This is a genomic window from Mesorhizobium sp. M1A.F.Ca.ET.072.01.1.1 (genome assembly GCF_004023325.1).
Classification (GTDB): Bacteria; Pseudomonadota; Alphaproteobacteria; order Rhizobiales; family Rhizobiaceae; genus Mesorhizobium.
Genome location: NZ_RZSF01000273.1, coordinates 1 through 9,273 on the forward strand (window position 1 = coordinate 1; position 9,273 = coordinate 9,273).

The 9,273-nt window shown below is 60.6% G+C and carries 8 protein-coding genes and 1 pseudogene; all 9 read right to left on the reverse strand.

Annotation, left to right across the window (positions count from 1 at the left end; genetic code table 11):
* Positions 1-661: pseudogene (locus EOA32_RS28100) on the reverse strand (hypothetical protein); the annotation flags it as partial.
* The gene (locus tag EOA32_RS28105) at positions 658-1,008 is read right to left on the reverse strand and encodes a hypothetical protein (protein WP_128373441.1); all 351 of its coding nucleotides are present in this window, start codon (positions 1,006-1,008) and stop codon (positions 658-660) included. The gene EOA32_RS28105 and the pseudogene EOA32_RS28100, both read right to left, overlap by 4 nt.
* Positions 1,009-1,605: 597 nt before the next feature.
* The gene (locus EOA32_RS28110) at positions 1,606-3,756 is read right to left on the reverse strand and encodes an AAA family ATPase (protein WP_128373442.1); all 2,151 of its coding nucleotides are present in this window, start codon (positions 3,754-3,756) and stop codon (positions 1,606-1,608) included.
* A gap of 241 nt (positions 3,757-3,997) precedes the next feature.
* The gene (locus EOA32_RS28115; protein WP_128373443.1) at positions 3,998-4,201 is read right to left on the reverse strand and encodes a helix-turn-helix domain-containing protein; all 204 of its coding nucleotides are present in this window, start codon (positions 4,199-4,201) and stop codon (positions 3,998-4,000) included.
* 226 nt (positions 4,202-4,427) lie between these two features.
* Entirely contained in the window at positions 4,428-5,645 is a 1,218-nt protein-coding gene (locus tag EOA32_RS28120; protein ID WP_128373444.1) for an integrase family protein, read from the reverse strand.
* A 246-nt stretch (positions 5,646-5,891) separates the two neighbouring features.
* Positions 5,892-6,284 carry a hypothetical protein gene (locus tag EOA32_RS28125; RefSeq protein ID WP_128373445.1) on the reverse strand — a complete coding sequence of 131 codons (393 nt, stop codon included), beginning with the start codon at positions 6,282-6,284 and terminating at the stop codon, positions 5,892-5,894.
* A gap of 93 nt (positions 6,285-6,377) precedes the next feature.
* Positions 6,378-7,403: a nicotinate-nucleotide--dimethylbenzimidazole phosphoribosyltransferase gene (gene cobT / locus EOA32_RS28130; RefSeq protein ID WP_066998717.1), complete on the reverse strand. Its 1,026-nt coding sequence runs from the start codon at positions 7,401-7,403 to the stop codon at positions 6,378-6,380.
* A 24-nt stretch (positions 7,404-7,427) separates the two neighbouring features.
* Positions 7,428-8,198: an adenosylcobinamide-GDP ribazoletransferase gene (cobS, locus tag EOA32_RS28135; protein ID WP_128373446.1), complete on the reverse strand. Its 771-nt coding sequence runs from the start codon at positions 8,196-8,198 to the stop codon at positions 7,428-7,430.
* Positions 8,195-9,273: cobyrinate a,c-diamide synthase (locus EOA32_RS28140; RefSeq protein ID WP_128373447.1), on the reverse strand; the 1,079-nt coding region annotated here is incomplete at its 5' end. The genes EOA32_RS28140 and cobS, both read right to left, overlap by 4 nt.

Consider the following 9,273-nt stretch of genomic DNA (forward strand, 5'->3'; position numbering starts at 1 on the left):
GGTAGACTTCGCCGGTCTTGGCGAACGGACTACTGATCGCAATCAGCGGCCCAGATGTGGTGGCGAGCGACGGGCGAACCGCGTTCAAAATTTCCTTATCGGTATTGGCGGAATATTCGTCCGACATGAAAAACGCGAGTTCATCGAAAACCGCGCCGATCGACGTGACGCCGCGCAACCCGCGCCATGTCGCCGCGCGCACTTCCAGTTCGATGCCGGTCTTGAGCTCGATAATGTCGGCGCCGATTTTTTCGACTTGTTGCGCGAACAGAGGCAACTCGGTGAAGATCGCCTTTGCATAGCCGAGCGCAATGCCGGCCTGATAGGCGTTGTAGGACATATATTGGAGTCGCCCGATCTCGCCGGGCACAAGAACGTCGCTCCAATCGCACAGGCTGGCGAGGTAGGCGGAGAGCACGCTCATGGCGCGCGTCTTGCCGCCGCGCCGGCCGACGATGGCCCAAAATTCCTCGACTGGCTGGAGGGGTTCTTGGTCGCGCATCGTCAGTTGCTTGAAGATGATGCGCTCGTCATCTGTAAGCGGCTCACCCATGATGGCGATGAGAAGGACCCGCCACGCGGCCCAACTATCCCCTTCGAGGATTGTCCCGAACAGGTCTGGGTCAGCGAGGGCTTCGCGCATGCTGATGAGGGGCTTCATGCTGATGCCCGCCTCTTGGCCGCGAGATGGCCCTGAATCGTCCTGGGAGGCTTCTCCTTGCGCTTCAGCCCTAGTCGTTCCAGCAGACGACCAAGGTTCCCGGCTGTTCGATTGTAGAGGTCAAGGGTTCGTTCCCCGACCGTGGGGTCCTCTGCGAAGCGCGTCTCAAGCTTCTCCAGTTCGATGGTCATGACGGCGACGCGCCGGATCAAGGACTTCTCGGCGGCTGACATAGCATCCAGCCCCCCTCGATCCTCCACGTGCTCCGCGACTATCTCTTTCATCCGTCTCACGTAGACGGAGCGCTCGTCTCTCGCGCCAAGGAGCGTGGCGCTGCCGTTTGCCATCTTGGAGCGTTGCGGGGATTTGGAGCCCTCGACTAACGCTTGACCGGGTAAGCTATCCATAGGCGAGTTTCCGGGGCTGATCGCCGGGCAAAATGCGGCAGATGCAGTTGCTAAAAGCCTTGTTAGACTTGAATTTGTGTGCACGTTACGCATTGATAGCGCTGCAAAACAAGGATTTTATTGCGGCATCTTCATCGAAGACTGAATAACTAACACTTATTCTGTCTGCGATACTACCAAGGGGCGCAGCTAATAACGGCTTCAATCCGGTATTTTTCGTCTCGGAATACAGCCGCCTACACGGGCGTCTCGCTGTTTCCAGTGCACTACTCGGGCGCGGGGCTGTTTCACGCTGTAGCGCCCGCCTAGCCGGCCTACCGCATACAGACAACCCGGTTTCCTTTGCCGCCCGCAGGGGTTGGGAGAAATTTCTTCCTTCCCCGCTTGTGGGCAACGCCACGACATTGGCAGGTGTTGCAGCACTAGTAGGGGCACCCCCCTTTAGGGGGGCCCCAGACTGCTGCACTCCTGCACGTGGCTCGGGCAGCGGTGCCGCAGTACTTAAAAAACGCGACTCCTGCACTCCTGCCGCCACGGTCAAAACGGCACCTTTTCGAGCTTGGTTAGTATCCATGTGGGCACAGGCTCGCGGTTCTTGTTCTTGCGCGTCTCCTCGATGATCAGTCCCCGCTCTTTCAACTCGTTGATTACCTCCTGAGCCCTCTTCCTCGCACCCTTGTGCCGAGCGAGTACTTCCTTGGCCTTAAGACCACGCCCCATGTCATAGTCGAGCAGTTCCCCGACAGCGTAGCCTGCCCAATCCTGTGACCTGATGTCTGCGCGTTGGTCTTCGTTCTCGAACAACTTCAGCAATGCTGGCAGTTGATCATCTTCGAACAGCGATCCCCCCTTGGGCGGCGTCCATGGTGTCGGAACACCCACCCAATCGCTTGGCTCTAGATCCTGCTCCTTGCCCGCATTGCCGACGGCGACGCTTTCGAGGAAATACCAACATCGCTTGTCCGCTGGAGGAGCTAGGTTCTGTTTGGCTGGTCGCTCATAGATGTACCGCCGGTAACTCGGCTTTTCCCTGCCGTGCTCATCGAAGCCAATCAGCCCGAAGTTGTCCGCTTCGGTTTCGTTCATTGTGTCGATGACGCGGGCCATGCGCACAGCGTCGGTGAACGCGCGTGCTCCGCGAATTGTCTCCACCGACTGCCCCTCGCCGTTGGTTTTGCGCGAGTGGTGGATGACTTCGACCGCGCACTTGCCCTTGCTGGCTAGTCGGCCCAGCTCCTTCACCACGGCATCGATCTGACCGTTGTCGTTCTCGTTGACGTTGTGCAGGCTTACGAAGGGGTCGAGAATGATCACGTCGATCTTGTTCGCCAACGCGAACTGGATCAGTTCATCAACGAGTTCAGACCAGACACGGACATCGTGCTTTTTGAGCTCTGCGATCTTGATCGGGTAATCCTGTCCCGAGTGAACGAACAGCTTCCCCTCAAGCTCTTTCGGGTCGAAATTGTAGTGACTGACCGTCGCTAAAAAGTGCCGCCAAATCTGGTGCAGATCGTCTTCGAGGTTGATGTAGAGGACGTTCAAGGGTCGGTGGTATATCCGCTGGTCCTGAATCATGCCTCTGTTGGCGAGCATCATCACCACTTCGGCTTGGCTAAGCGAGCTTTTGCCAATGCCGCCCGGTCCCGCTGTCGCTGAAACGAAGCCGCGCACATAGTGATGCCCGTACAGGCGATCCAAACGTGGAATGCTGCTGGCTGCGGGCCATACAGCGGGTGCGATAGCGGGCAGCTTGGGAACTTTCTCCTTCGACCGTTCGGCCAGTTGGAGCGGTTTCGCTTTGCCGTCTGATAGCGCCCGATCCAGCGTGCCTATCGTCTTTCGGAATTCGTTGCCCGCCAGCAGCCCACAGGTTTCGCAGGCGGCATCCAGCGCCTGTCTAACGTCATCCTCCGAAAGCTGCTTCGCTGCGATCACGCCGCCTAGAGTGAAGGCGATCTTGTTCAAGAGGCTATTGCGGCCAGGCTGCCGGCTCTCGGCCAACTTGTCGCATTCGGATGCTAAAAACCGCTTGGCGTCTTCGCTTGTGGCGATGTTCGGATTTTCCTCCGCCTCAGCGTTAGCCTGTTTAGGCGGAACGTAGAAATTTCGACCATGGTAACTCGGCCTTTCCTCATCGACGTGCGTCATATGCACGTAATTTGGGGCGTTCCTGTTCTTCATGTGCAGGAAACCCGGTAGGCGCATGACGCGGGGAAGGTCGTGCACGGCGGGATCGCTGCCGAATGTCTCGATCAGCCTTTTCTGCGAGCTACGGAAGTCAGCGAGGTCGAGCGTACCGGGTTCGATGCGGAAGTACGCATGCCCTTTGTGACCCGATGTCTTTACGACGATGTGAGGCGGCATGGTATGCTTCAACACATCATCGACAGGCCCGTTGTCCTTGTCGACGTAAAGCGCTCGTATGCCGACTATGTTTTCGGATTTCCGATCACCCGATCCGTCTGTTTTGTTGACCGTGAAGAAGATGCCCGCGCCGGCCGCGTTGAGGCGCTTCAACGTGTCCCCGTGCTGCGCGAGCGTTCCGTGCAGCGTCTTGGTAAGCTTCCTATCCTGACGCGCTTCGTCATCGTCAAAGGTCTGGAAGGTGAATTCCGGATCGGAATCGAGCAGCGTTAGAAAGCGCTCTGCTTCATCTAAATCGACGGATAGAGGATGGCTGTCCATGGTACCCTAAACCCTTGTATCAAAACGGTTTTGCGGGTACTTTGGGAGTGTGATCCCAGGGTCGATTTCCGCGTGAAACACCCTTTGGTCATTTCGATGTGGGACAGCATGGTGCTGCCCCTCAATTTCAACACCGCCTGAGAAGCGCGTTGCGGTGTTTGAAAACGGACGATGCGGATATTCTTCGGTTCCCACCCCAGACCGCCAAAGCGCCGACCCTGTTCACTCAGGGTCGGCGTTTTCATGCTACCTCACTTGTATGCTGCCGCAGATGCTGCTCGGCCCAGGCGTCTAGGTCGCAGCGACGATATTTCACCGCCTGGGGAAACTTGAGATACGGCGGGCCGTAGCCCTTGTGTCGTCCGATCTCGAGGAACTGGTGGGAGAAGCCAAGATAGTCGGCGGCCTGCTTGGTGTTCATGTATTCGCGAATGGTGTCGCTCATGGGAATCTCACTCATGAAGACGACCGCGCCTGCCTACGGTCCCCGAGTGAGCCCTATCCCCATCCCGTAGGGGCATCACGGCAGCATTGGGCGATGGTCCCAAGCGCCAAGCGAAGTTGGGCTGTTCCTTGCGAAGGAACTATCTGTCGGTGGTATTTTCGCTTTGCCCCGACAGACAATTTACAGCGCAAGCATACCGTTTTTTAGACGTTCGCATAGCGCTTTTTTACAGCGGCAGTTGCGGGTAGGAGAACTTCCAGATCGCCGCCTTAAGCGCGTTGGTGACCAACTGCTGGCTGCGTTTCAAATCGTCAAAGTCGGGGTGGTTATATCCCGCATGTGCATCGCCCGACTTTGGCAATGCGTGGTTGACGAGGAGCCGGCCATGGGTCGCCGGGATAGAAACCTTGTTCTCTGCAATCGACACGAACGTGTGGCGAAGCGTGTGCGGGGTCCAATCGCATGGAAAAAGCGCGACTTCCTTCTCGTTCAATTTCGGCTCGCTCACATGGCCGATTTTGCCGGCCCTAGTCCAAGCGGGGAAAACGAACTCACAATTGGCCCCGAACTGCGCCAGCGTGGTTTCACACGACCGACGACCACGCAGAAGGTCGAGCAAAAAGTCAGATAGTGGCAGCGTGAAAGGTTCGGTCTTGGTGATGGGGAAATGCACCAGTCCGGCGTCAAGATCGACCTGGCTCCAGCGCAGCGATGCCGACTCCTCTCGCCGCGTTCCAGTGAACAGGAACCATATGTAGAGATCGCGCCGGATTGGGTTCTGGATTTGATGAACGCCGGTCCACCACTCGGGTAACTGCGCATAGGGGATGACCGCCGTCCGGCGCGTTGCCGGATAGAAATCCACATTGACGGTGGGCGTCGCATCTAGCGCCGGGTACTCCCGGCCGATACGCCGCCAAATAGCGCTGAGCGCCCGCATGGTGGCATTTGCTGCGGATTTGCCGTGCTTCTCCCCAATCAGATGATGTCGAGCGTTGGCGGCGGTACGCGTGATCTCTGCCATCGGGCGGTCCAACCAGTCCGAGCAATAGCGCTGAAGGTCGGCCCTATATCCCGCCCCGGTTCTTGGCGACCGTTCCTTGGCAACCAGATATCGCTCATATTTTTCGAGCGCCTCACGCAGGGTCATGTTGTTGGCGGCAGCGGCTTTTCGCTCCCCGGTGGGGTCAATCCCGCCTCGCATCTTCCCCATCAACTGCTCGGCCTGCTTGCGCGCCTGATCAAGCGTAATGTCGCCATATCTGCCGATCGCCACGCGTCGGCTCTTTCCCTTGACGTCGCGCTGGACGACGAACGTTTTGCTTTTGGCTCCGACGACTACGCCGAAGCCCCTCAGGCTAGTGCACCACCAGTGCTCCTGAGCCTTGGTTGGAGGGGGTAGGGCGTCAATTGCCCCCTTGGTCGTGAGCTTCGCTTTTGGCATCGAACTCTCCTTACTAAGGTTTTTAGTAAGGGTCCTGTGTAAAACAGTTTACTCCGGCCGCGCAAACTTTTTCCGCGATTTGTATAGATTTTTCAAGGGTTATGCGACCTTACTAAAGCGGTATGGGGTGTTTCTAAAAGCTAGCAGCGCAAACTCTTAATCAGCGGGTCCACAGTTCGATCCTGTGCACACCCACCAAATTCTTTTCATAAAGCGGCCAGAAAACAAGCGAGATGGGCACCAGTCCTACTGCGCTGTCCTGTTCAAGCTGGCCTTGAACTTGACCTTCATCGTGATCTGGCCGGTCACCGTAACCTGCGATCCGCCATAACCACCGACATTGCGATCCCGGGCATTGACGTTAGTTGTCATGCCGGTGATTTCGCAGGTGTCGGCGACAGTCTCGACCACCATGGCGCAACTGACGGCCGCGACCTTGTAGAAAGAGCGAAGTGCGGCCTGCTGCTGGGCGGCTGCGTCCTCGTCGTCCTTGACCGGAAGGGTCATCGAAATCGACGATTGGATTCTGGCATATCCGTCTTCGCCGGGGCGAAGCGGGCGAACATATTGATCTTGGGCAAGGACCGGCAGTGCCATCCCAGCAAGAAACGTAACAAATATTAGGCCCTTCAAATACATCGTTTCGATCTCCCGTGAAACATCTCTGTCGCACGAAACAATCAAGACGACGTTATTTCGTCATTTCAACAGCGTTGAAATTTTGAAGGAAGATTATTTTTCCGAAACGCCGGCTTCCGCGAAACTCGCCATTCTCGTATGACACTCCAGCGCCGAGCGGACGATGTTGACGGCAAGGCAGGCGCCGGAGCCTTCGCCGAGCCGCATGCCGAGGTCGAGCAGCGGCGGCAGGCCCAGCGCTTCGAGCAGGCGGCGATGACCGGCTTCGGCCGAGACATGGGCGGCGACGGTGTGCGCCAGCCCGGTCGGGTGCAGCCTTGCCAGCGGCGCCACGGCGGCGGTGCAGACGAAGCCGTCAAGCAGCACCGGCACGTTGTTCTTGCGCGCGGCGAGCGTGGCGCCGAAGATCGCCGCAAGCTCGCGTCCGCCAAGCGCTCCGGCGATCTTCAGCGGGTCGGAAAGCGAATCGGCATGGCGCTTCAGGCCCGCCTCTATGGCGGTGATCTTGCGGATCAATCCGGCATCATCGACGCCGGTGCCGCGGCCGGTCCATTTTTCCGCGCCGCCGCCGAAAAGAGCGGCCGAGATCGCTGCTGCCGGCGTGGTGTTGCCGATGCCCATCTCGCCGAAACAGACGAGGTCGAGATCGTTGGTCACGGCGTCGTAGCCGGCCGAGACCGCGGCGAGGAAGGTCTGCTCGTCCATGGCCGGCGCTTGCGTGAAATCGCCGGTCGGGTGGTCGAGATCGAGCGGGATGACGTCGAGCCTAGCGCCGGCGACGCGGGCGAGCTGGTTGATCGCAGCGCCGCCGCCGGCGAAGTTCGCCACCATCTGTACAGTGACTTCCGAAGGATAGGCCGACACGCCCTGCGCGGTGACGCCGTGATTGCCGGCAAACACGAAGACCTTGACCGCATCGAGCTTCGGCATGTCGCGGCCCTGCCAGCGGGCCAACCACGCGGCGATCGTTTCCAGACGGCCGAGACTGCCCTGCGGCTTGGTCAACGTGTCCTGGCGACGGGCAACGGCGGCGGCGGCCGGATCGCTGCCGCCGGACAGATCGAGGCAGGCGGCGCGAAGGTCTTCGAGCGATTTGAACGAAGTTGTTTGGGGGGACATGAGGGCAAGGTCTCCGAAAGAGAATCAGGAAAGGCAAACGGAAGCGACAAGCAGCACGGCGATCTCGCCGAGCTGCTGCAGCGCGCCGATCGTGTCGCCGGTCTGGCCGCCGATCTGGCTGAGGCAGAGCGCACGAAAGGCGGCAAACACCAGGCCAAGCAGGACGACCGCGGCAATTGCGCCGCCGAGGCCGAGCGCCAACAGCGCCACGGCTCCGAGCGCGGCGCCAACGACGGCGGTTTCGGCAGTGACCGAGCCCGCGTCGGCCGACAGCCCATCGGGGCGCGCCGGCGGCAGAAGATGCATGAAGGCGCCGAACAGGCCGCGCGAGGCGGCGTGCGCTGCCAAAAGCGCCAGGAAGGTGTGGCCAGGGCCGGCCAGTTCCGAAAGCGCGCTCCAGCGGATGAGCAGCGAGATGCCGAGCGCCGCGGCGCCATAGGCGCCGATGCGGCTGTCGCGCATGATCTCCAGCTTCTTCTCGCGCGTCCTGCCGCCGCCGAATCCATCGGCGATATCGGAGAGCCCGTCCTCGTGCAGGCAGCCGGTGACAAGCATCGTCGCTGCAAGCGCGAGCGCCGCAGCCGGACCGGCGGCAAGGCCCAGGGCGCCAACGATGGCGTAGACAAGCGCGCCGATGACTGCGACGGCGAGACCGGCAAAGGGTGCCGCCCAGATCACTTCGGCTAGGCTGCGGCCGCCGAAATCGCTCGACGGCAGCCTCAGCCGCGTCAAGAAGACAAGGCTGAGGCCTATGTCGTCGAGCAATCGCCGAGGCTCGGAAAGGCCGCCGCTCATGCGCCCCTCGCAATGGCATGGAAGAAAGTGCCGCTGACATGGCCGCGCCGGTAACCCGACGCGCCCAGCGGATTGCCCTGGCCGTCGGCGAGGTCCGCCAGCGGCTCGTCATTGCCTGTGGCGGCGATCTGCGCATAGTGGAACTCATGGCCGCGGATGAGCATGCCTTCGCTGCCAAGCGGACACCCGGCGCGCAGCCGCGCCTCGCGATAGCCGAGGTTCATCTTGCGCCTGGCGAAGCTGGTCGAATGGCCAAGCAGGCCAAGCATTTTATGGCTCTCGCCGTCCGCATCCTCCAGCACCTCGCCCAGCACCATGAAGCCGCCACACTCGCCATGCACTGGCTTGGTCGCGGCGAAACGCGCCATTCCCGCACGGAAGTTGCCAGCGGCCGCAAGCTTGCCGGCATGCAGTTCTGGATAACCGCCTGGCACCCAGCAGACATCGCAATCTTGGCTCGGCGCTTCGTCGGCAAGCGGTGAGAAGGGCACGATCTCGGCGCCAGCGTTTCGCCAGTATGAGGCGACGTGCGGGTAGAGGAAGGTGAAGGCGGCGTCCTCGGCCAGCGCAATGCGCTGGCCTGGCGGCTGCAATGCCTCGCCGAAGTCGCCGGCCGCGGGTTCAAGAGGAGACGCCAGCGCGAGAATGGCGTCGATATCGAGCGACTTCTCGACCATATCGGCCAGCCGGTCGAGATGCGCCATGAGGTTCTCGTGCTCCCCTGCCTGGACGAGGCCGAGATGCCGCTCCGGCAGGTTGAGCGTCGGATCGCGCATGATGGCGCCGACCACCGGCAGGCCGATCGCCTCGATCGCGTCGCCCGCCAGTCGGCGATGGCGCTCGCTGCCGAGGCGGTTGAGCACGACGCCGGCCATGCGCACATCCGGATCGTAGGTGGCAAAGCCCTTGGCGACGGCGGCGGCCGTGGTCGACTGGCCGGAAACGTCGAGCACCAGAAGCACCGGCAGGCCATAGAGCCGGGCGAGATCGGCGGCCGAACCCGAACGGCCTTCCGGCGCGGGAATGCCGTCGAAAAGGCCCATCGCGCTTTCGAGAATGACGTACTCGGCACCAC

What these genes read in the sequence shown, in the direction of transcription:
- EOA32_RS28105 (WP_128373441.1), bottom strand. Translation starts at nt 1,008, where the DNA reads ATGGCAAACGGCAGCGCCACGCTCCTTGGCGCGAGAGACGAGCGCTCC.
- EOA32_RS28110 (WP_128373442.1), bottom strand. Translation starts at nt 3,756, where the DNA reads ATGGACAGCCATCCTCTATCCGTCGATTTAGATGAAGCAGAGCGCTTT.
- EOA32_RS28115 (WP_128373443.1), bottom strand. Translation starts at nt 4,201, where the DNA reads ATGAGCGACACCATTCGCGAATACATGAACACCAAGCAGGCCGCCGAC.
- EOA32_RS28120 (WP_128373444.1), bottom strand. Translation starts at nt 5,645, where the DNA reads ATGCCAAAAGCGAAGCTCACGACCAAGGGGGCAATTGACGCCCTACCC.
- EOA32_RS28125 (WP_128373445.1), bottom strand. Translation starts at nt 6,284, where the DNA reads ATGTATTTGAAGGGCCTAATATTTGTTACGTTTCTTGCTGGGATGGCA.
- cobT (WP_066998717.1), bottom strand. Translation starts at nt 7,403, where the DNA reads ATGTCCCCCCAAACAACTTCGTTCAAATCGCTCGAAGACCTTCGCGCC.
- cobS (WP_128373446.1), bottom strand. Translation starts at nt 8,198, where the DNA reads ATGAGCGGCGGCCTTTCCGAGCCTCGGCGATTGCTCGACGACATAGGC.